Below are 22,862 nucleotides of genomic sequence, written 5' to 3'. Positions count from 1 at the left end.
TGGTTACTTTGCTCAGTATTTCAAACTTAAAAGTAGCCCACAGAAAATGTGGGCTACTACACCAAGTTAATTTCTGACTACATTCTTACTGGCCAAAGTAGGTCGATCTCATCATCTAACTCAAAAACCGGATTAAAATGTTTAAACTCTTTCATTTTTATCAGATCTATCGCGTCAGTCATACAATCCGGATGTGCATTAAAAAACTCCATTGCATGGTAGCGAAGAGTTCGGTGAGCAAACCAGTTACCGACCTTTTTATTAAAAGTATTTTCATCGAGTTTTTTAAGCTCTTTTAACAAATAAACCAGCGGTTGCGTTATTTCTCTCTGGAACACCCAATGGTGAAACATAAGAGTTGATATAGAAAAAAGTATCGCTTTTTTTTCTGGTGTTATACTCTCGGGTGCTGGGGACTTAAGTAACCTCTCATTGAGTTTTGATATCCTTTTTTCATCAAAATGGGTGATTAGATCCTTATTTAAATTTTTAGCAATTTCCCAGATTATTTCTTCTGTTTCTGATTGTTCAGGTGAGTCCAGCAGCTGATCTATTATTTTGATTAGCACCCCTTTTGACAGCTTATGGAATTCGCCATAGGTCAACATAGAGTTTAGCGTTGCAAAGTTTATATGATCAGAATTTTTGTTAAAAAAATTCATGGCATAATGGCTTAACTTATTTGACGGTTTAAATAATTCAGAGACCAAATCACCATTCTCATTTAAAGACATTATTTCTTCATCCAATAAAGTGCGGGGGGGCTTAATTGTTGAGATTGTCTAAAAAAGTGAAGGGCGTGACTCTTTAAGGACGGTATTTTCAACGCTTGGACAGTCTCATAATCCATTGAAGTAATTTCAAACTCATTGTTCAGATTGAAGGCGCCCGGGAGAAATTTAACCATTTTAATTCTTAAATCAGGATACAGTTCTTGCAAATGCTGGTTATAAGTTTGTGCTGAACGGGAATCAAAGCCACATGAGTAACTAACTATGGTCCTTTTACCCTTATCCAACGTATAACTTTCTTTTGTCTTCCAGCGATTAACTCCTGGTGGATTGAATTTATTTAATTGTTCGGCAATAAATTTTTTATAATGAACAAATATTTGTTCAGGTTTTTCAACAACTACTTGGTAGCGAATAAGTTCTCTAGGCTGTCTTGTAACTACAAGCCTTGCCCCCTGCACGCCTTTGTCAGTAAAAAAATTTAATAGACATGTTGCTTCAGCCTGGGTTACCAGGGAAGACACGATTTGCTCACCAGTTCTTGGTTCTAAAGTTAATTGCTTGCCAGTATTTTTAAAATAAAGTTGCTGATAATAGGCTAATGATTTGCCTTGTTCGATATCAATTAATAATCGATACTCAGCTGCTTCAACTTTTACTTCACATTCATTTGGAAGGAATTTTTTAAGAGAAGCACACATATTCTCTGCTTTATCTTCGTTAAGCGCTGGTGAATAAAGTTGAAAAGAACCAGTACCATAGGAAAATGTGCTTACTTCTGAGCATTGAGCACGATATAAATCCTGCATAAATTTTAATTGCGTTAGATCAGCGATGTTTTTTTTATACTGCTTAAATAATGGATCCGCGTTGGTTAAAACGACGCGATGTTGAATTAGATCGGAATCTGTTCTTGTAGAGGCATAACCTAGATTTTGAACATCGGTGCCTTCAAAAAACTTTATCAAAGACTCTATTTCAGGCATCGTTACGAGAGAAGAAACAATTTGATTACCAGTTCTTGGCTCAAGTATTAACTCTTGTCCCGTCTTTTTAAAATAAAGGTCTTTATAATAACCGAGGGTTTTGTCTTTTGCGGGTATGAAGCATAAACGATAACCCACAGCTTCAATTTTTGTTGAACACACAGATGGAATAAATTGTTCAAGCAAAGTTTGCATTTTCTTTGCTTCCTCTATGCTAAGCTGTTCTGAACAGATGGTAGAGAGATCTTTGCCATATAAAAAGACGTGCCTTTTAGATGAATGTGCAAAGTATATATCTTGCATATGTTTTAAATTATATTTCATTGTTACTCCTTTGGTTGGATGCTTAATCTTTGGCAAGTTTAAAAAATGCACATTAAGGAGGCGTTACATTAGTATGAAAAATAAAACTGAGGCTCTATTCCTTTATGGAATAGAAGAAGCTTTAGTTGATTTAATAAAGTGCGCGGATGGAATTACAGTGAACTCACCCACGAGCGTGCTTGAGTAGATTTGGGAATATAGTTAGGATTACCTGCATTATAATGGGAGCTAAGCAATTTAATAGCTGAACTATTAAATTTACTCCAACTAGAATCAATGAGTGTTTTAATACAAGCGTTAAACATAATACCTTTTCCCGAACAAAATGTTTCATTAAATTTATAATAATAATCCTGCCCTGTGGGTGTTTTATTACCCCGATTAAAACTGGTGTGGCTCCTTATGAGGCATATAAATCTATAAAAACGGAGATGATAGCGACGGGTGGGATGGTGCTGTGCAATTCTTTGAAAAGGATGGAATTGGTACCTGTGCATTCACTGAGCACAATAGAAAACTTGCTAAGAGTGGTGTTGAGTTAATAAAAGAACTTGTTACCTATGATGTTCATAATATGCCTAGTGTAATTATTGTTAAGGGCAGCAAGGAAACTGGCTTTGATTACAAAGTACAATGGTACGACAATACTTTCACCAGAGAGCTTGAATGCGCTAATCCAGAGTTCAGCCAACAATTGCGCGCTAATGTGATTGCCCTAGCTAATCGCATAGAGTCTTATCAGCAACCATCCTCTTAGTACGGAATATGGGCTTAGAAAATGTTCTAAGCTCATATTCATGTAACAAAAAAGGCGTAACTGTTTAATATTTGTTGCATATGTATCCAGCCAAATTATATCGCCCTGACCCAATTAAAATGATGAAATCAGTACTCGCCAGGAGGCTATCCTTTCATCCATTAGCAAAGCACCTACTCCGGCTGAGAAAGAGCAGGACTTTGAGCGGGAAAGGGAAAGAATTATCAAGCTTTCACCCCAGGAACAGAAACAGATTGCCGACGACCATGCCTATGCATTGCTTCTAGCGCGTGAAGAAGGTGTCGAGATTAAAAAGTTATCTGTTGATTCCAGCCCAAGGGCAAAACCTTAACCTGAATATGAAGAAAAGCCGTTTAGTCTTATTGCGTGGTTACTACTACTTCAAATCTTTACCTTATTACCTATTATGTCTGATTATAACCTGCAATCGCGCCGTCAATTTAACTTTTGATAACGCAAGAAAGATCGGTTAACAAATTTTAGACTCAAAGGAGTTGAGATGCGGCAAGTTGCTAAATATCTTTGGCCCTCTTAAATTGAATCCGTTGCACCGATGCAGAGTTGGTATATCGTCCGTCAATGAGAGCCAAATTTAATACACCATTGACGTATCGTTTCATAGCTCACTTCTATACCTCGGTACAGCAGATAACTGTCATTAAACCGATGATAACTCCATACTGCTATGCTAATCAGCTCTAAGGGATAGCGATATCTTCTCGGCTTCGTCTTTAGCATCTTTCTCTCCAAGTAAACTAAAGACAGTTTAGCTCATCGTTAAATTGACGCTGCCGTTGTTAGCCTATAACCTCCCAAGCTGGAGAGAGAAAATGAGCTAGCTTCCTTTGTACATAAAAGGTATCTAAAGCATAGCACGCCCAATATGAAACATTACTAAACAGTTTGTTGTGTATGGCAACTATTTTCGGTATAATGTTCGTTTTAAAAATAGACTAAAAGGAATATAAATGTTCAGTTTCTTCCCAGGCGACGGCGTCGATGAGGCTAGCCAATTTGATAATTTACTCTTAGCAATTAAAGATAATCAAAAAAATCAAATATTAGATATACTGATGAATAATCCTAGACTGGCTACCTTTAGTGACAGAAAAAATAAAACTGTTCTTATGTATGCCGCTGAATCTGGCTGTGATCAAGCTACATTTTCTTTCATCCTAGATAAAGGCAAGGAAATGCTGGAAGAGAAATCGGCGGCCGGTGAAACAGTCCAGTCAATTCTGAAAAATAAAAATAACCAAAAATTATTAACAACCTACCATGAATTCCTCAATTCACATCAGGAACACCAGGCAAGTATTAGCTAATAGTGGCGAAGCAATCTAAGTTCTGCCTCTGGATTGCTTCGCTTTGCTCACAATGACAAGAGGGACTAAGAGGCTTATCAGAGTCTTTTGATAGCCTAATTCGATTCGGATCACCCTAGTGCTTTTTTTTATCTCCTATACTAGTAAATATAATATTTGGGAGAAAAGAGATGCCTACAAAACGAGAGTTAATCACACATCTTCTACAATATGATACCCATAAGAAAAGTCTTGACATAACCCAATACTCTAAACTTGCTGAAACAAGGTTTAATGGACTGGGAGATGATGATGAAATCCCTTATGCTGAGTTCCTTAATTTTTTTATTGAGCAAGTATCAGCTGTCATTGATGTTGATGAAAATGCAGAAGATTATCCGCATGTTGTTACCCTCATTAATGCGTTATTCTCATCAAAAAATAATGATGACAGTTTGCTAAAGGCATTAAAACAATTAGTAGCAGAAAAAGAATTTAATCAGGCTAATTTGCTTCTGGTTGGGGCAAGCGACGAGCCAGGCAAATTAGCCGCTGCTTTTATCAGCTTGAAAGATCGTGGTTTAACAACTGACGAGAAAACGAATCTATGCAAAAAAAAGGCAGGATTTGACAACGTGGTCAAAGCCTTAAATGATGCAAGGGGTATTAAGGATAATATCGTTACAAATCAGACTATTATTGATGCTAAATCTTCAGAAGAGTTTGTTGAGGTTTTAAAAAATGGTAAGTACTCTGCAGTGGAAATCGAGTGTCTGAAGTCATCAAACACACCTAAAGTTTTAAGCGAGTCCTTGAAAATTCTACAAAATTTGAGATTAGAGCAATCTCAAATTGAATCAATAATACGCAAGAACAATGATGCCGATATTATCAATACAATAAAGGCACTAGACCATACCAAAACTAATCAGAGCCCTTTGTGGACAAAGGAATCTATTGATAAGATCATTGCTCACCCAAGGCCTAGGTTTGTTATACGTGCCTTGGAATATCTGACTCAGGTAAAGGGTAAAAATGAGTTGAAGATCAGTGATTTAACTGAGATTCGAGAAGATAGATTTCAACATTGGCGAACCGATCAACCAGTGATGCCTCAATCAAAAAAACCTGAAATCCAATCAGATAGTCTGAACTCCAAACCCCCATATTTTCAAAAGGCCGTGAAAGAAAAGCTAAGGGCGGATTATCGGTCAAGTTTACAGCTGATGGAGTATTCACTAGCAGATCTTTCTTTAGAATATGTAGGAAAAAGAGAGCCAGAGAGCAAGGCAAAAGACAACTTGCTGTTAGATTTTTCGAAGGAATACAGCCAGCGATACCTGGAGCTAATGGAAGCCTATGTCAGCATTGATATAGACAAGGGAATTCCGATGTTGCCTGTAACAGCAGGTCAAATGAAACTGCATGGTTATACCTCACAACAAATTATTGATTTAAGACCCATTTGTAAGGATTATTGCGCTGAGGTTGTTCCTCTTTTAAGCGCAGTTTTCAAACCTCCTCTATCATTGGCACGCAGCCATGATCTGGATACGCTTGCAATGATGCTGAATGACAAAAGAACCGATCTCATGAAACGAGCGGATATTATCAAATCCACTAGAGAAGAATTTGAGACAAAAACCGGCATTTCATTATCACCAGAGTCTCATCAGAAATTGGTTGAAGCTTGCCAGAAAATGGAAGAGGTAGTAAACCGACCGGACAATAAAAACCTGGCATGGGAGCTTGGTCAAGCACATTTTCTGATGCATGATTTTGCGCACATGTCCTTTGCACAAATGGCTGATCAATTAGAGGCTGTTGGTGATTTACCCAAGAATCCCAAGGACTTACCTCACCCAGGAAAAGAAGAGCGACTACTTATGGAAATCAGGCATAGGATAGCTGGCGATAGTTCCAGGGCACAAAATTCACCAGGTACCTTGGGAGGTAATCCCCTAGCTTATCTAAATATGTTACATAAAGGTGTACCAGGTAATCCAGCGGCTGAATACAGGAATAGAATGTTCTTCGTATATATGTGCAACCATTTTGCAAATGCGGTGATTAAAACGCCAGAAATGGTCAAGCAACTTAATGATAAAATGAAAGAACAAATCGCAGAAAAAAATAAATGCCGCTTGTTAAAATCGGACAGCAAACCAACCCCAGATATACTCAACAAAGGGGGAAATGCTTATGTTCTTACTAAGGACGGCTTATATTATTTTCATCAGTCTACTTCAACACTTAAAAAAATAGAGAAGGCGCCTCTAGAGGCCTTAAACAAGGCCTTTCCTGAAGGTGTCGATAATTTATCAAATGAACAACTACAAGAGATAACTCAGCTTTCAGGCCATAAATATGAAACAAGGGAATCTTGGGCTTTAGATCCTCTATTTATTGCAACAATGCAAGCAAGAGGGATAGATTACATTCCTGCTGTATTCCGCTATGGCTACAATGCTGCAAGGAATAGGGATGCAGATTACCGCTCCATGAAAACAGAAGAAGAAATGGCAGAATTTTATAGCGAGCACCCTAATATTACCGTGGCAGAAGCTATGAAGGAATCGGGTAAAGTCTTGAATGCCATTCATAGAAGTAAATTATCTCCACAAGAGTATTTAAATCAAACCGGCGAGAGGCTAGAAGATTTTAATCCAGAAAGTGTTATCCCTGACAAAGCGATGACCCAGCAATTAAGTTTTGGCACAGGACCAGCTCTGTTTAATTTAAAAACTAAAGTAGAACCAGGTATGCAACCTGCCCTAGAGCAATATATAGAAGATGTTAATGAATTAGGCCTGCCAATCTCTGCTGGGATTTCTGGTACGCTCGATCAATCTACAGCAATGGCTGGGTTGGTTGGTATTGGGGTTGCTAAAGATGAGGATACAAAAGAGAAAGAGCTCGAAATGGTTAGATTGGCATATTTAGCTTTCATGCTTCCTGGTGGCGATCATACTGCCCATGAAATTATGCAATCTGGAACCACCTATGGTCTTAAGTATGTATCAGGTATTGGTTCTCACCAATATATCCTGCAAGGAGACAGTGCCTATATCCAGGAAAGATTGAGAGAATTACAGAAATTGCGGGATAGCCAACTTCCTGATGATGTATTTAGCGAAGAAAACATTGAAAAGGTAGTTGAAGAGTTTGAAGCCAAAATAAAAAGCTCTGAAGAGGATATGAAGGGGTTTAAGGAGCGGCTTGCTAAAGCGAAAGAAAATTTTCCTGGGCTTATCGCGAAAAACTTATCGCAGAATGATTATGAGCTGATCCTGGATAAGATCCTAACTGATCCTGAATTGCTGGGACAATTAGCCTTGCTTGAGAAAGGCCAATCCTGCCACTTGGCAAAAGAAAAGATCAATCTCCCAAGAACCCTGAATATTATCCGCACAGAAAATGGCGAATATCAATTATATGTAGACGCAAAAAGAAAATTAGCTTCTGGCGACAAAGATTTGGCAACGGATGTAACTAACGGTAAACCAAGCTTTAGACTCGATGTACCAGGGGAATATGTTGAAGTAACAATGAAAGTTGATGCCGATAGCCGAAGCCAAAAAGCTTATGTTGAACAAGTAAAACAGGAGTCAGAGCTATCACGAAAACTTGCCAAGGGTTCAGAGGCAATTTGTGCAACAGAAATTTCTGAAGTATTTGAAAACAACGACAAATTTAAACAAGCAGGTTGTCATATTAGACGGATGGACAGAGATCCAACTGCACAGGCTTTGGATGAATCTCTTTATGGAACAAAGCGTTATATGCTTGTTGCTTACAAAGACAAGTTATATTTCGCAGACAAGGTTAATAAGCAGGTAGTAGAACTTGTAGAAAATAAAGGTAATAAGGAAAATATAGGTCAGATAAAAAAAATTTTTACTGGGGCTCCAGACAATTTAAGCCGCGATGCTCAAGCTGATGAACTTGACCTTATTGCCTCAGTAACAGACCATAATCAGAAAAGGGTTTCTGTATATTCCCCCAAAGCCTTGGGCTCTCTGTCTGCAGTCCTTAAAGACCTTCCCAACGATCCTAATATAAAAAATAAGCTAATTCGCGATTTATTAAATGGTGTTAAAGCGATTCATGCGGCTGGTTATGTGCATCAAGGGTTAAACCCAGACAATCTTTTGGTTTATCAAGATAGAGAAGGAAACTACTCGTTGAAGATAACCGGTTTTGCTGATGCTAAAAATCAGGAAGAGTCAAAAGCTGGTTATGCATCCAGCCCAGCCAAATTTCAGTCACCAGAAATGGCTTATTACTATACAAATCCTAAAGATAGGTCTGTTGCTGATCATGGTAACGCCTATTATGCCCAAGATAGCGGTGTTCTTGGACGATTAGAAATAGATAAAGACAAGCAACATTATCCTGTTGATGAACAAGATAGGAGGCAATATAAGGCGCCAAACACTAAGAATGATATGTGGGCTCTGGGCATGAATATTTATTTTATTGAACATGGGGTTATTCCTGAAACACCTGAGGATCTTGAAAAGGCAAGACAAGATCCCTTATTAAAGGCCTTATTCGATAATGACAGAACTCAGCGTTGTGATATTGAGCAAGCTATAGCACTCAACCAGAGCAATGAAAGTAAACGCCAATTTGATCTAAGGGGAAAAGGGCAAAACTACTATATCGGTATTGATTTACATACGAAGCAGGAAGGGGCAGACGACGCCCATGCCTTGGGTAATAAAATTGCTGACTGCCTTAGTACTGGAGACAAGAGCCAGATTAAAGCAATTGGCCGGGAGACTTGGCATATTACAGTGGGTTGGCTGGAAAATGTAGGCTCAGAAGGCACGCCAATTAAGGATGAGGATTATCAAAAAATTATAAAAGCAATTGGCCCTATTATTGAGAAATATAACTCTCTAGCCTTTGAAGTAGCTGGTTTTCACTGCTCTAGTAAACAGAATGTCTTAGCTGAGTTAAACGAAAAGACTGGTGCTTTAGAGGCTCTTCGTGCTGAAATTGAACAAGTGATAAAAGAAGTTACCCCTAATGTTGCATTTAAATTTGCTGCCCCCCATATCCTTGTTGGACGTAGTGAAACACCGCTCAGTCCTCAACAACTACCATCAGTTAAGCAAAACGGGCAAGAGGAATTTCATATTTCTAAGATGAGTATGATGTATTACGATGAAAAGAAATATCAGAACGCTACCTCAGCCACTTTTTCGACACAGGCTAAATCAGCCAAATTAGAAGTTACTCCAGAACAACCCCAAGCCACTAGTGAGGAAAAAGCATCTAAGTTAATAACAGATTTGTCAAATGCAATCGAGGGTTTTGTAGGTTCAGTGCAAACTTTAGAGACATCTGTACAGCACAGTAAAGTAGTCGATCCAAATAAATCAACGGGGCTATTATAATGAACGCACAACTTGATAATACAAATACAGTAAGACTCATAACATTAATTGAATCTGTGGCTCCCATATTTCAACAGCTGGGGAAAGTAATTAATGAATCGAGAAAACTAGAGTCGGGATACAATGAGCGTCTGCATTTTTTGACTTTGCATTTTAAAATGGATCAGGGTAAAGATAGCACGTTAATCGCTGATAATGACATTGAACTCAAAGTAAGGAATATTTGCTATTACTTTGAGAAAGTTGGAGAGATTTTAGATGAAATTTCAAAAAATGATGAAGAGTGCAGACTTATCGTTCAATCTGGAATCATGAATAAATACAAGGAAATATCACAAAAATTAATTGATTGCTTAGTGTCTAAGCCACATTAATCGAATAGTCTATTTTCCTAATCCATCTTAAGAGGTATCCGCCTATACATAAGATAAGTATTACTGTTTTAACTACCACAAAGACCGTCCATGATGGCGACGTCAATACTTAAGCAAGCTGCAAAACGATGCTCCAGTTGCTTTATCTCCTTTGGATATTGCAGAAATTATGGGACATAAAGACGTTGTAGAGCTTATTAAAAATCGTCCTTAATGATGGTGCTTTCAAAATCAAAATGTCTCTTAGAAATGGTTTCTCTTCCTCTAAGTAAAGCTCTATTGCCATCATGTAGAGTACTAGCAGCCTGTTTAATTACTGAAGAGCGATTAGTTGAATTAGGCATAATTACAGCCTTCCCATAATACTCTGAAATTAAGTTCAGTATATTCTTAGTTAGTTATCGTAATTTTACATAGATGTGAAAGTTTGGAATGGATTATTCCTTCATGCATAACCAGCGCCAATTCCATTATGGAATAGTCCATGAATAACATTCATACCTCTTTAAGCATCCCTTAAGCCTCGCCTTTTATATTGCCCTGCAAAAGAACAATCAGAGACTTGCCGTGAAATTATATTATTTACGCGGGGCATTAGGTGCTGCAGATTTATTAGCGGAGCATAAAAAAGCCATTCAGCAATTGCTCACAGGCGATTATCAGAGTTCTAACTTAGAAAAGCTTCGTGGCCATGAGATTTATAGTTTTCGCCTAAACGATAGCGCCCGCCTGTTGTTCACCATGCAAGAATTTAACAATCAACGCTGTTTACTGCTATTAGAGCATCTGCCTACCCACGATTATGAGAAAAGCCGCTTTTTAAAATCGGGCGTTTTAAAGCGTTATATTGAAAAACATTTTAGCGAGCCAGCAGCCGCCCTACCCCCACAATTAGCCTTTGAGCCCGTTCCCGTAAATCTTAATCTAGATACTATTGCTGGCTCCGAGCAACTGGAAGTTGCTGATTATTATCAACAGCATTGGCTTTCCTTGGATTTACAGCAACAACAAGCACTAAAGGTTGCCTTACCCGCGGTATGTAGTGGTGTTGCCGGCAGTGGTAAAAGCTGCGTTGCCTTATCCTTATTAAATACTCAAGCCTCGCTAGCACAAGAGAAACCAGCAAAACCCATTCTCTATGTGACCCAGTCCCCTAAGCTTAGCGATAATATGCGGAAATCCTTTCAAGAACTACCTCTGCCTGAAGACGCAACAGCAGTCTTATTTAAGACTATCAAGGAGTTAATAACCGAATTCTGCGAGGTTTCGCTAAATGACCTTGTGGACAAAGAGGATTTTAGCAACTGGTATGACAGCTATCTCAAGCAAGAAAAAACACGAGCGCGCACCAAAAAAGAAAAGCCGATTCCCGCGATTAATGTCGAAACGGCCTACCTAGAATGCCGCATTGCCTCAGGCTATACCGCAGAACAATATGGAGCCCTAAGCAATGAACAATCCTCTTTAGCCAAAGACCAACGCGCCTGGCTTCATGCAGCCTATACAGCTTATCTGCAAAGCCTCAAGGGGCGCGGCAAGGTCAACCCTTGTTTCTACCTGTGGCAAAAGTTGGCCTTATTTTCTCTAGTGGTAGTCGATGAAGCCCAAGACCTCTCCCCCATGCAGCTCAAAATGCTGTCCTTACTCGCTGAGGAGGGGCAGATTATCTACTTTATGGATAGCCATCAACGCTTATACGACCATAAGTCCATTCGCCCCTTTTTATTACAGCGTGAGGGCTTAGGTATTAAAAATCACTTGGAGCTAAGCCTCTCCTATCGCTCCCCCTTGAATGTTGTTGCGGTTGCCAACCAAGTCATTGCCCTAAAACTTCGCCTTACTGGCGGGCTTAGTGACCACTATGAACCCTCGCGCGTCGAACAGGTTAAAGAAAGCAAAGGCCTTGGCACGGTTGCTGTGCTTGAAGAAAGCGAATTGGCAGCACATGCCTGGCTGCAGGAACAAAGCAAACAACCACATTGTGTGATAGTCACCGCCGAAGCTCATCTACAAGAAGCCAGGTCACACTTTCCTGAGAGTGTGCTGGTGATGACGCCTGAGCAAGTTAAAGGCTTAGAGTTTGATGTGGTCATTGCCTATAAGCTTAAAGATAAGCCTTTTTTTCGAACCCTAAGAAATGAGCTAGAACGTCTAGGCGACAAGCCACAACCAAGCCATCGTCCCAAAGATAAAGAAGGCAGCAATGCCAGCCTGGCTCCGGCCTTTCATGAACTCTATACCTGCTATACCCGTACCAAACAAGTACTGGTGCTTTGTGAGCCAGAAGATAACTCAGAGGACAATCCCTTCTTACAGCACATTCGCCCCTTAGTGAGCACAACAGCTTTAACCGATGCCTGCCTCGCCCAACAAACCACAGGAAATTGGCAAGAGAGGATATTAGAACTAGTACTAGCAGGCCATCAGCAAGCAGCTTCTCTCATTTATAAGAATAAGTTACAGGATAAGTCTGAGGTTAACTGGGAGACCTATTTAGCAACAATAAAAAATACCTTGTCGTCTAATAACAATAATACCTCTTCATCGCCACCAATCCCTGCGCCTTCTATAAAGCCCTCTGCTAACCAAAGGCCAAAGACCATGTCTACTAACAAAAAGAAAAAAAAGAGCGCGAGAAATCAAGCAGCCACTAATGTTAATGAAACTAATAAGGGATTAAACTCAACCCAGAACTTAATTGATAGCTTAATGAACGATTTTACGGCACCGAACTTAGATGTAGCGTTTTCCGTATTAAATAAAATATCCCCCAAGGCTGTGCCTTTACTCATAGAGCAATGTCTGCAACATAAATTTTCGAAACAATTCTTTGCTTTCTTGGTGAATGATGCTCAGTTACTGCAAAAGATAACCAGTGATTTAAGAGGGCTAAAGGACTCACGAAATAAGGAGAAACTAAGGAACCTCAAAAAGCTCACAAGCGCAATGCTTCAGGATTTAGACAACGACCAAAATATCACGCCCGCATATCTTGTTGCTACTAAAGGGCTACTCCCCACATTAAAGATACTGCAGGAATTAGGCGCGGATTTAGCTAAAGCAAACAAGAATGGCGCTACACCAGCCCATATTGCTGCTCAACGTGGGCATACGGATGTCTTGGCGTTTCTGCTTAAAAGCAACCCTGAATTAGTCAACGTACAAGCTAAGAATGGCATTACGCCTGTTTATTGCGCGGCTGCGGGAAGCAAACTCCAGGCACTAAAACTGCTGCATACCTTGGGCGCAGATTTAACTAAAGCCGATAAGAATGGCTATACACCTGCCCATATAGCTGCTCAATCTGGGCATACTGAGGTCCTAGCGTTTCTGCTTAAAATCAAGCCTGAATTAGCCAATGTGCAATCTAATGATGGCTTTACACCTGCTTTTTGTGCGGCTCAGGAAGGCAAACTCCGTGCACTAGAACTGCTACACAGCTTTCGCGTAGATTTAGGTAAAGCAGGTAATGATGGCGCTACAACGGCCCATATGGCTGCTCAAAATGGCCATAGGGATGCTTTGGAGTTTCTGCTTAAAAACAACCCTGAATTAGCTAACGTACAATCTAATGATGGCTTTACACCTGCTTATTGTGCGGCTCAGGATGGCAAGCTTCCCATACTAGAGCTGCTGCACACCTTGGGCGCAGATTTAACTAAAGCAAACAATAATGGCGAGACACCGGCCCATATTGCTGCTCAATCTGGGCATACTGATGTCCTAGCGTTTCTGCTTAAAAGCAAGCCTGAGTTAGGTAACGTACAAGCCAATGATGGCACTACACCTGCTTATTGTGCGGCTGCGGCAGACAAACTTCCCATACTAGAGCTGCTACACAGCTTGGGCATGGATTTAACCAAAACAAATAATGAGGGCTTTACACCGGCCCATATTGCTGCTCAACTTGGACATACAGATGTCTTAGCGTTTTTGCTTAAAAACAAACCTGAATCAGCCAACGTACGATCTAATAATGGCTTTACGCTTGCTTATTATGCGGCAATGACACACAAGCTCCACGTACTAGAGCTACTGCACACCTTTGGCGCGGATTTAACTAAGGCAAATAAAGATGGCCGCACACCCGCCCATATTGCTGCTCAACTTGGGTATACCGATGTCTTAGTGTTTTTGCTTAAAAACAACCCTGAATTAGCCAACGTACAAACCAATGATGGTAATACGCCTGCTTATTATGCGGTAATAACAGACAAGCTCCACGCACTAGAGCTGCTGCACACCTTGGGCGCGGATTTAACTAAGGCAAATAAAGATGGCGCCACACCTGCCCATGCTGCTGCTCAATTTGGGTATACCGATGTCCTCGCGTTTCTACTTAAAAACAACCCTGAATTAGGCAACGTACAAGACTGTAAAGGTATTACGCCTGCTTATTATGTGGCATGGACAGGCATACTCCCCTCACTAAAACTGCTGCATACCTTAGGCGCTGATTTAACAAAGGCTGATAAGAGTGGTTTTACGCCTGCTCATATTGCAGCTCTAGGCAGGCATAGGGATGCCCTAGAGTTTCTCCTTAAAAACAAGCCTGAATTAGCTAATGCACAAGCCAACGATGGTACTACACCAGCCTATGTTGCTGCTGTACAAGGGGATACTGAGTCATTAAGAGTATTAATTTCATACAGGGTCAATCTTGATTTAACGTTTCAAACAACTAAAGAGGAGCTAATTAAATTTGGCGAAAAATACGATTTAATGATTCAAGAAAGCATAAGTCAATACTTAAGCAAGCAGCAAAACGATGCCCCTGTTGCTTTATCTCCTTTGGATATTGCAGAAATTTTGGGACATAAAGAAATTGTAGAGCTTATTAAAAATCGTCCTTGTAGCAATCCATCGAATTCAATGTACTCCCTGTTTAGTTCTGTTCAAAAAAGGGAATCGGTTGAAAACATAACTCAAATCTCAGAAGTACCTAGAATGCGTGTTGAGTTGAATGGGGGATAAGCTGATGTGATCTAATGATTGCCAGATGTATTTATAGAGTCAAAATGGAAAAACAAATGGTTTTTACTGTAACACTTTGAATAGACTGAGTATAACCCTATGTACCATGGCTTGTCCCTGAGGGCCTGCCATTAAGTTAGCGTCAGCTTAACGAGTTCAAGTACTCTCTCTTTAATCACATCAAAGTTGATGGAGTATTACTACTTTTAGATTGTATATGTTGAACTGCTGCATGGTGTAAATCACTAATTAACGACCCTTCTGTTTCCCCCATCCAACCCAGAACCTGATAAGTATTTCTAGGTGGATTAATAGCCCGGTATTTAGGACTTTGTCTAAAGTTGGTTATTGTATTGCAATATTCCTCAACGGTAGTTGCATTGCTGAGCGTTTTTAAAAACCCACCTATTATCCTCGCTTTTTCTTTAGCTAAATCCCCTGAATTCTCCTTTGATGATTCAATCGATTTTATAATGTCATTAAGCTGTTTGCTCACAGCTTTTTCTAAGGCAATTAACTCAGGGCACTTATCGCTGCTGCCCTTTAATTCCGTTAATTCATGAGAGTCAATTAGAGGTATCTGTGGAGGAGTATTTTCTTGTCCCATCGTAGCAACAGAATCTGGCCTTAGGGTGACTTTGAGTTTTTTTGCTTGGCTTGAACTTACTTCGCTTTGTGCTAATGCAGATATTATGCTTTTTTGCTGAGTTAAGGCTTTTACTCTATCGACTCCTGATTGCCCAGTTCCGTAAAGACTTTTCTTATAACTATCTAAATGAAAAGTATGTCCTTTTACGGCTCGTAAATAGTTTGTTTCAGTGTCAACTTCCATAAAACCAGGGTAAGCTTGAATACTAATTTCCTGACTAATATTTTTTTCCTTAAGTGACTTAGCAAGTGATTTCATCTTGGATTCTTTTAAGTCTTGTTCTTGAATTTCGAATTTTGCTAACAATGGAAATCTTTTTTTATCTTTTTTAAATTTAGGATGATTTGGATCAAAACGATGTTGTTCTGCGGTCGCGGAACGTAACTCAATTAATTCAGCTAAGGAGAGTGATATTAGCTTCCCACCATTATTTTTAACCTTATCATTGTACATAACCTCAAATCGTTGAATAAACTTCTCTTTATTCGCTGGAATATCAACTGTTTTACTAAGCAATTCTTCGTTTACTAATTTCATGACGTGCAATTGGTATTTTGGGATTGTCTCTTTGTTTTCTACTAAAAGATAAACTCCATCAATATTATTTTTTTCACAGAGAGCGCGATAATAATCTCTGAAGGTTTTCTCAGATTGACCAGGCAGTTTTCTTGCAAATATGTATTTTTTTATTTCTGATTCCTTTTTTCTTAATTCAGAAATCATTTTCTGTTCTTCATCTGGAATATTCTGTGTTCCAGCAGCTGAACAGGTCAATAAATTGATCTGTCTTATTTCACCATGTCTTTTGCATAATTCTGCAATATCGTTATGACGAAGATGACCGATATTTTCTTTTCCTCCAGTATTAGAATGTGCAGCTAATGCAAGATGGAGATCTTTTTGGTTATTCGCTGCTTTCATGGCTATAACTAATTCATCTAGTTCAGTTAGGATCTCTTGAGATTCTGCTTCTGAAACAATAGTAGTGGTGACCGAATAGCTAAATCCAACGAAGGCTGTTCTCCCTTTTCGCTTTTCTTTATTACCATAAACCAAGGCTACATCTCGAAGCTCTGCATCATTGAATGATGTATTGACTACGATATTCTCGATTTTAGAAAAATATGAATTTATAGCCTGTGTATTACTATCATTTTTCGGAAAAAATTTATAAGCAAGAATATTAGAACTCAGTAAATTTTCTGCACCTATTTTATCAATGAGTTTTTGCTTCATATCCTCGGGAACGAATTTTAGCTGGGCTGGATTATTTCTTACAGCTGCTTCCAGGATTATCTCATTCCTCTCGAATTCTTGGGGCAAAGATTCTAATGCATTCGTATCATATTGTGCAGTATAAAGAGCTATTGATTGGTTAAGAGATAAATCATACTCCTCCATTGTTCTTTGCAAGGTTTTGCTTGGATTTGCTAACTGACGCATTGTCAAACGAGGCATAGTACCTAGCAATTCTAAAATTCGGTTCTGAGCTTGCTCCGATCGCGATGAAAAATGCTCATCTAATAGATGAAATGGATGTATTAATACAAAGTCATTTTCATCGATTTCTTGTTGTAAAATACCCTCATGTTTTAGTTTTAATTCCAATTCTACCAATTCGATAATAAAACTATCATTTTCTCTATAATCCTGAGGTATTTCCTGATACTCAAGGTCTTTATTCTTTAATTGCTCAAGCAAGTTAGCCCTTTCCGCTTTTAATACTCTTTCTAGATCTGCTTTAAGTTTATTACCTGCAGATAAAAGAACATCTTGAATATTATTTGTTCCTAAATTCCAATTTTCAGTGGCTATGCCAATCTCTTTCAATGCTTGGATACAGGCTAAAACACCCTCTTTATAGCCACTTTCTTCATTTATATTGTATTGAGTTAAATCAAGGTCATTGATCGCCTGACCCATCCTTTGCTTTAATTCATTGATATCAACATCATGGTTGTCCTGATTTATGACGCTATATAATGTTCTGAGGTTTTTTTCGGAATGTTTATCCTGGTTTGCAAGTCCCAATTGAAATAAGGCATCAATCTTCTCTAACATTCTTTTTTTAATAAGGTCGATAGGAATGTTTTTGTTGGCTTGCTGGGCAGGTATGCTCATAGATTATTGTCTATATAATGATCATTAACCTAATTATAGAAGGCTCTTATTACAATGTGATGGGACTGCCGATAGAGGATATTTTTGTACAATTAAATCAAAGTATAACCTTTGGATTATTAATAAGAAGTGCATGGATATCTTGAACTAGCTTTTAGTTTCAATTCTTAGAATCTTGCTTCTAGCCTCAGAAATCATTTCTTCCAGAGCGTTTGCAGCATCCGTACAAATAGACATTGATGATTCTTGAGTTGACTCCTGGGTATGTTGCAATAAATGCAATTGTAGTCGCTGTGGAGTTACAATAATTAAATATTCATAGGAGTCTTTTATCATACTAATGGTACTTTCTAATTCTGTTTGAGTATTTCACTCCTCTAAACTATCTTTAAAATCATCTAATATAGCCCTTTTTAGATTATCGCCCACTAAGCCATAATATTGTCTTTTTGGCCCCTGGTATTTTACCGGTATTACCGGTATTAGATGTGATCGTGATTTACCGTCTTTTCCATATTTATAGTTCAACCTTATTTCTAGCTTGTTTTTAGATGAGTCAACCGGTTTTGATAGAAGTCCCTCAGAAACCGCTATTTGATTAGAACTAGACTCTAGGGCTAGACGATAGGGATTTTCAATAACCTGCTCCAGCTCACAGAGAAATAATTTATGAGATAACTTATTTCCTAACTCTGAATTATAAGTATCCTGATATCCCTTTGAGATAAATTTTAACTTATTAATTATTAAATATAATTTATCAGGGTGTTTTTCATATATTTCATTATAGAATTTGGCCATTATTGTCAGATCAAGATTTTCATCAGAAATATTTAGGAAGGTCTGTCGAGAAGAAGGCATATTTTCAGCTAATTTCAATTGCACAAAACCGGAATCTTGCTCAGCTCTCCCCCATAACAAGCCACAATATTTTTTTATAAGATAATCAAAATGCTCATAGGTACAAGCTGCCGAACCGACTTGCACTGTTATCCCCTGTAAACAATCTGTCGCTTCCAAGGTTAGATATTGTTCAGGTTTGAGCTCAAAAACAGATTTTATTAGTAAAGAAGTATCGGTAGTTGGGTTAGCAGCATCAAAATTTGTAATTTCGTCGGAATATTTATTCATAAAGTCCTCAAAACCAAGCGATTCCTGTGAACTTTCCGTAGCTGACTCAGTTGAACTTGACAAACTATTCTGTGAATTATACTGGCTACTAAGTTTTGCACTAACCTCTTCCGCTTTTAATTTATCGTTCTCTAGTTGGTGCTGATTTCTTGCTCCAAAACAATAAAGCATTCTAACAGCACCCTTATTTTCCGGTATTTCCAGGTAGTCCCCAACATTAGCCTTAAATTCTTTGGGTGAAAAACAAAGTGGCCCACCTTGGGCAGCATACCAGCTATCCACAACAATAGAATTTTCTTCGCTAACCTTATTTGAATTTAAATAATCCTCATCTGTAGGCAATTTATCCAAAACCACACAAACATGAGATTCATTCAATCCTGTTCGAAAATGCTCTCCAGACATTATTCTAACTGCATAGTTGGCTGGAAATTCACCCTTTTCCTGTAAAGACAAAATTCTGTTTGCTGTTGCCAAAGCAAAGTGAGTACATGCTCCATTTTGATTTACACTTAACGCATACCCAATTTTACTTGTATCTTCACGAGTACAGGCTTGTTGTGAGTTTGCAGCACCACGTAACACACCAGCAAGCATGTTCTCTCCTGGGGTTGTTGGTTCTGACTCTCCTTTCTCCTTTACACTATTCAACCATTCCTGACCATGCGTTTTCTTTGCCCAGTGCTCAGCAATACCATACTGGCTTACATTTGCCACACCATAATCTACAATATCGGCTAGGCTTTCATTTAGACTTAAATAAAGACCTTTTCTTTCTTCTTCAAGATACATAACTATCTCCAAGATAGGGATAATAAAGCTTATACAAAACCGGCTAAATGAAAAAATAGCAACCTGGCTGTATAATTATGTGTCACATAATTTATCCTTGCTTAGCCTTCTAGCATGCTTTCTGAGCCCATAGATCCCGCAGTCAAGCCGCGGGATTTCAGGATGGGGGTGACCTATTACAAAAACAACCAGAGGATGGTGTAAGTAAAACTTCGGGGGCTTTAAAATAAGAGGCATTAAGGGGCATCCACTGCCCCCTAGCCTTAGTATGGGTTTTGAATTACTAGGCTTTAGAATGCAAATCGCTTTGTGCCTCTCTGATGCTATGCACAATATTTTGCATCACTGTTTCAAAATTTGAATTCTCTAAGCCACTTGCATTGATGGTTATGGTGATATCATCTTCTGGAAAGAAAGCAAAGGAAGAATGGTATCCTTCGGTATGTCCTTCATGCCCCCAATAAGGTCCAGCATCGATTCTTTTCAATCCTATCCCCAACCCATAACCTTGAGGATTAACAGTAGTATTGGGTATCTCTTTCCCTGTTTCTGTTGAAACAAGTTGTTGCATTTGGCTAAGATCCTCTTTATTCAGTACGTTGCCATGAAATAGTTCATAAGCCCAATAGGCCAGATCCTCGTTACTTTGTAGGATAGCTCCAGCCGTACTGGCCCAGGATGCATTTCTGCCTGTTACATCTTCCCCTTCATCGCTGTAGCCATGAACCAGACGGTTAAGAGTATTGCGGCTATAGCTAGAGTTTATATATCTTGTATTGGACAGATTATTCTTTTCACTTGACGTAATATATTTTTTAAGAAGTTTCTCGAAAGGAAGCTTCCCGGCCTTTTCTGCAACCATACCCGCCAACACCCAGTTAGTGTTTGAATAGTACCAACCTTGTCCTGCTTTAAATACAGCTTTGCTTTCTGGATGAGTGTCATCATAGGCATAACTTACCAATTCTCGGTTGGAATATTGATAGTTTGGTTCTCTTTCAAATTTGCGCAGAAATTTCTGATTTTTAGAATAGCTAGGAATCCCACTATTATTATGCAAGAGATGTCTAACAGTAACCTCACCCCATTTATCCGCATATTGAGGGAGCCATTTTGATAAGGGATCATCCAGGGAAAGTCTTTTCTCCGATTGTAACTTCAGCAAAATGGCCGCTACAAAAGATTTTGTATTGCTACCAATCTGAAAGAAATCAGAAGTAATAATTGGACGACCGCGCACTTTCCTTGTTTTCCCACTCATAAAATTCAATGGCCTGGGAGATAATTGAGGTGCGATAACAGTCAAAGCCATGCCAGAGATATGATACTGCTCTCTGAGTTGATCCAATTGATCTTGTAACAAGGGATTGATAGCAGGCTCTTTTGCAAGGGCTGGTAATGAGAATCCTAATAGCACTGCACTTATACCCAACGCTACTAATCTGTTTTTCTTCTTTGTAATGCACATAAAAATTTCCAATATATTTAAAACGAAAGTCATTGTAACCAAATAAATAGCTTAGTTTATTAAGTAAAGATTAACTCTCCTACGACCATTAGCTCAAGCTCTTTGTACGGGACAAAAAATGTGTAATCTCAGAGAAAACTCGAATTCCCGCGGCTTGACCCGTAGGTATCTACACAAGTGTCTGTAATTGAACGCCCTGTCACCCCAACGCCACGTCATCCTGAGCGCAGCGGTAGTGTTGAGACCAGGAGGGACATGACCTATTACAGACACTTGTGTAGATACCTATGGGCTAGACCGCGAGGATTCGGAGCTAGTTAGTGGATTTCTATTTTTTGTCCCGTACAAAGGCTCAAGCCAGGGACAGGTCTCGACTTTCAGTAGGATCTTCATTCCCAATTACATCTACCATCACTGTTTTTAATGTATTCGTGTCTTGTTCAAATTCTTGCGCAAAATTAGTTTGAACCTCATCCTTAGACTTGAAAAAGGTTCCTCTGAACTGTTGCTGTTTTCCTCCCAAACTCTCCTGCTCTTCTTTGCGCAGTTGCTTTATACCCTGTAAATCTGCCTCGCTGAGACTATCACCTAGGTTAGGACAATACTTACAAAGAAGATCAGTTAATTGTAAATCCTTGTTATCTAACGCCTGCCTGAGATGCTGAGAATTGAACCTTTTACTATAGCCAGGAATAGCTTGAAAATTAGATTCCATGCGCTGATAGTAATTGTCGAATAAAGCAATTATCTGTTTTGAAGCAATGGAATTTGATTCCGCCCATTGTCGCGCTGTTGTTTCTTCTTTGCCTTGTAGATTGTAACTTTCAGGTAATAGAGTTTTCACATGGATATTGGCCCCCAAATCCATCAGATATTCCACTATATCTGCATTTCCTTGTGCACAGGCCCAAAGAAAGGGAGTTTGTTGGCAAGCATCTTTATATTCAAGCAAATCGGGTTTGAATTTCAGATAGATTTTAATCTTATCCAATGCAAATTCACTTAGGTTCGCCTTATATAAATTTTCTACTAAATCGGCGCCTTTGAGTGCGTGCAGATATCCTGTATCTTTCTTTATAAATTGTTCAATCAGCTCAGCGTTTAATGGTTTGCTATTCAGTAAACTCTTAAACGCTATCGGATAATAGCCTGCACAACGCTCGATTAAAAAGCTAGCAAACTTATGCTTTTTATTATTGATAGCTACGTTCAGAAGTTCTGATTTATTCTTCTCCGACAAGCGGTCAATATTGTGCTTGATTGCCCATTCCGCTAGGCCTGTTTCACCCTCAGGATCCAAGTTCTGATGTAGCATTTCCGAGAGCAACACCATGGTATTCATTCTATGAAAATAACTCTGGCAATTGTCATAAAATAAAGCAAAATGGTCGACAGAGATCTTGCTCTGTTCTTGCACTGTGTTGATAGTGCCCTTTTCGTAGATTGGTTCTATGCTCCAGTAAAGACGACCGCCCATGACTGTATACTGCTTGCTATTAACCAGCTCAGGAACACAGGCGACTCGCAATTCATCGAAATGAGGTGCACTAAGGTGGGCAATCGCAATTTCATAGGTTGCGCTTATGATTTTTTGATAATCCTTTGGCCATGAAATTCGAAAGTGAGATTCCAATATTGTCGTAACCGCCGCTTCATTGGTACAGAGCAAGGACACAAGACTTTTTAATTCGTTTTTGTCCTGATAGATCTGCAGCAATTTGCCAGCACTATCCTTAGAGTTTAACCGTAGCCATACAGCACATAAATACAAAAAGGTTTGTAAGACAAATAATTGATAACTTTCAGTTTGGCTTTGATACTGCTT

General features: G+C 39.0%; 14 protein-coding genes. 5 read left to right on the top strand and 9 right to left on the bottom strand.

Annotation, left to right across the window (positions count from 1 at the left end; genetic code table 11):
- Positions 1–77 precede the first annotated feature (77 nt).
- The gene (locus BN1094_RS12290) at positions 78–734 is read right to left on the bottom strand and encodes a hypothetical protein (RefSeq protein ID WP_043874762.1); all 657 of its coding nucleotides are present in this window, start codon (positions 732–734) and stop codon (positions 78–80) included.
- Positions 734–2,041 (bottom strand): hypothetical protein, encoded by a 1,308-nt coding sequence (locus BN1094_RS12285; RefSeq protein WP_043874761.1) that lies wholly within the window; start codon positions 2,039–2,041, stop codon positions 734–736. The genes BN1094_RS12290 and BN1094_RS12285 overlap by 1 nt, the downstream gene beginning before the upstream one ends.
- A 457-nt stretch (positions 2,042–2,498) precedes the next feature.
- Here BN1094_RS12285 and BN1094_RS12280 point away from each other — a divergent pair, with 457 nt between their 5' ends.
- Positions 2,499–2,798, top strand: coding sequence for a hypothetical protein (locus BN1094_RS12280; protein ID WP_043874760.1), 300 nt, complete (start codon positions 2,499–2,501; stop codon positions 2,796–2,798).
- Between the two features lie 597 nt (positions 2,799–3,395).
- On the opposite strand, the gene BN1094_RS19890 is transcribed toward BN1094_RS12280, so the two are convergent.
- Positions 3,396–3,557, bottom strand: coding sequence for a hypothetical protein (locus BN1094_RS19890; RefSeq protein WP_176695302.1), 162 nt, complete (start codon positions 3,555–3,557; stop codon positions 3,396–3,398).
- Between the two features lie 230 nt (positions 3,558–3,787).
- On the opposite strand from BN1094_RS19890, the gene BN1094_RS12275 reads away from it, so the two are divergent.
- The 3 genes from BN1094_RS12275 to BN1094_RS12265 all read left to right on the top strand — a co-directional run bounded on the left by BN1094_RS12275 (position 3,788) and on the right by BN1094_RS12265 (position 9,902).
- A complete protein-coding gene (locus BN1094_RS12275; RefSeq protein ID WP_043874759.1) occupies positions 3,788–4,144 on the top strand; it encodes a hypothetical protein in 357 nt (118 codons plus the stop codon).
- 170 nt (positions 4,145–4,314) lie between these two features.
- Positions 4,315–9,528, top strand: a complete 5,214-nt coding sequence (locus BN1094_RS12270) for a protein kinase family protein (RefSeq protein WP_043874758.1) — start codon at positions 4,315–4,317, stop codon at positions 9,526–9,528.
- Complete coding sequence (locus BN1094_RS12265; protein ID WP_043874757.1) at positions 9,528–9,902, top strand: hypothetical protein; 375 nt, start codon at positions 9,528–9,530, stop codon at positions 9,900–9,902. Before BN1094_RS12270 ends, BN1094_RS12265 begins: the two co-directional genes overlap by 1 nt.
- Before the next feature lie 197 nt (positions 9,903–10,099).
- On the opposite strand, the gene BN1094_RS19885 is transcribed toward BN1094_RS12265, so the two are convergent.
- Positions 10,100–10,246, bottom strand: a complete 147-nt coding sequence (locus BN1094_RS19885; protein WP_176695301.1) for a hypothetical protein — start codon at positions 10,244–10,246, stop codon at positions 10,100–10,102.
- 223 nt (positions 10,247–10,469) lie between these two features.
- On the opposite strand from BN1094_RS19885, the gene BN1094_RS12260 reads away from it, so the two are divergent.
- The gene (locus BN1094_RS12260) at positions 10,470–14,876 is read left to right on the top strand and encodes an ankyrin repeat domain-containing protein (protein ID WP_043874756.1); all 4,407 of its coding nucleotides are present in this window, start codon (positions 10,470–10,472) and stop codon (positions 14,874–14,876) included.
- A gap of 175 nt (positions 14,877–15,051) precedes the next feature.
- Here the strand turns inward: BN1094_RS12260 and BN1094_RS12255 are convergent, their stop codons facing one another.
- From BN1094_RS12255 to BN1094_RS12235, 5 genes are all read right to left on the bottom strand, one after another.
- Positions 15,052–17,646 carry a hypothetical protein gene (locus BN1094_RS12255; RefSeq protein WP_043874755.1) on the bottom strand — a complete coding sequence of 865 codons (2,595 nt, stop codon included), beginning with the start codon at positions 17,644–17,646 and terminating at the stop codon, positions 15,052–15,054.
- A gap of 147 nt (positions 17,647–17,793) precedes the next feature.
- A complete protein-coding gene (locus tag BN1094_RS12250; protein ID WP_043874754.1) occupies positions 17,794–17,982 on the bottom strand; it encodes a hypothetical protein in 189 nt (62 codons plus the stop codon).
- Positions 17,983–18,015: 33 nt separating this feature from the next.
- Complete coding sequence (locus BN1094_RS12245; protein ID WP_043874753.1) at positions 18,016–19,569, bottom strand: hypothetical protein; 1,554 nt, start codon at positions 19,567–19,569, stop codon at positions 18,016–18,018.
- A 283-nt stretch (positions 19,570–19,852) separates the two neighbouring features.
- Positions 19,853–21,037, bottom strand: coding sequence for a serine hydrolase domain-containing protein (locus BN1094_RS12240; RefSeq protein WP_043874752.1), 1,185 nt, complete (start codon positions 21,035–21,037; stop codon positions 19,853–19,855).
- A gap of 352 nt (positions 21,038–21,389) precedes the next feature.
- Entirely contained in the window at positions 21,390–22,754 is a 1,365-nt protein-coding gene (locus BN1094_RS12235) for an ankyrin repeat domain-containing protein (RefSeq protein WP_043874751.1), read from the bottom strand.
- Between the last annotated feature and the right edge of the window lie 108 nt (positions 22,755–22,862).

It is taken from the genome of Legionella massiliensis (assembly GCF_000756815.1).
GTDB classification, from domain to species: Bacteria; Pseudomonadota; Gammaproteobacteria; order Legionellales; family Legionellaceae; genus Tatlockia; species Tatlockia massiliensis.
This window is presented reverse-complemented; position numbering and strand designations above follow the sequence as displayed.

Excerpts from the sequence above, each read along its gene's own strand:
- BN1094_RS12290 (WP_043874762.1), bottom strand. The coding sequence starts at position 734 with ATGTCTTTAAATGAGAATGGTGATTTGGTCTCTGAATTATTTAAACCG.
- BN1094_RS12285 (WP_043874761.1), bottom strand. The coding sequence starts at position 2,041 with ATGAAATATAATTTAAAACATATGCAAGATATATACTTTGCACATTCA.
- BN1094_RS19890 (WP_176695302.1), bottom strand. The coding sequence starts at position 3,557 with ATGCTAAAGACGAAGCCGAGAAGATATCGCTATCCCTTAGAGCTGATT.
- BN1094_RS12275 (WP_043874759.1), top strand. The coding sequence starts at position 3,788 with ATGTTCAGTTTCTTCCCAGGCGACGGCGTCGATGAGGCTAGCCAATTT.
- BN1094_RS12270 (WP_043874758.1), top strand. The coding sequence starts at position 4,315 with ATGCCTACAAAACGAGAGTTAATCACACATCTTCTACAATATGATACC.
- BN1094_RS12265 (WP_043874757.1), top strand. The coding sequence starts at position 9,528 with ATGAACGCACAACTTGATAATACAAATACAGTAAGACTCATAACATTA.
- BN1094_RS19885 (WP_176695301.1), bottom strand. The coding sequence starts at position 10,246 with ATGCCTAATTCAACTAATCGCTCTTCAGTAATTAAACAGGCTGCTAGT.
- BN1094_RS12255 (WP_043874755.1), bottom strand. The coding sequence starts at position 17,646 with ATGAGCATACCTGCCCAGCAAGCCAACAAAAACATTCCTATCGACCTT.
- BN1094_RS12250 (WP_043874754.1), bottom strand. The coding sequence starts at position 17,982 with ATGATAAAAGACTCCTATGAATATTTAATTATTGTAACTCCACAGCGA.
- BN1094_RS12245 (WP_043874753.1), bottom strand. The coding sequence starts at position 19,569 with ATGTATCTTGAAGAAGAAAGAAAAGGTCTTTATTTAAGTCTAAATGAA.
- BN1094_RS12240 (WP_043874752.1), bottom strand. The coding sequence starts at position 21,037 with ATGTGCATTACAAAGAAGAAAAACAGATTAGTAGCGTTGGGTATAAGT.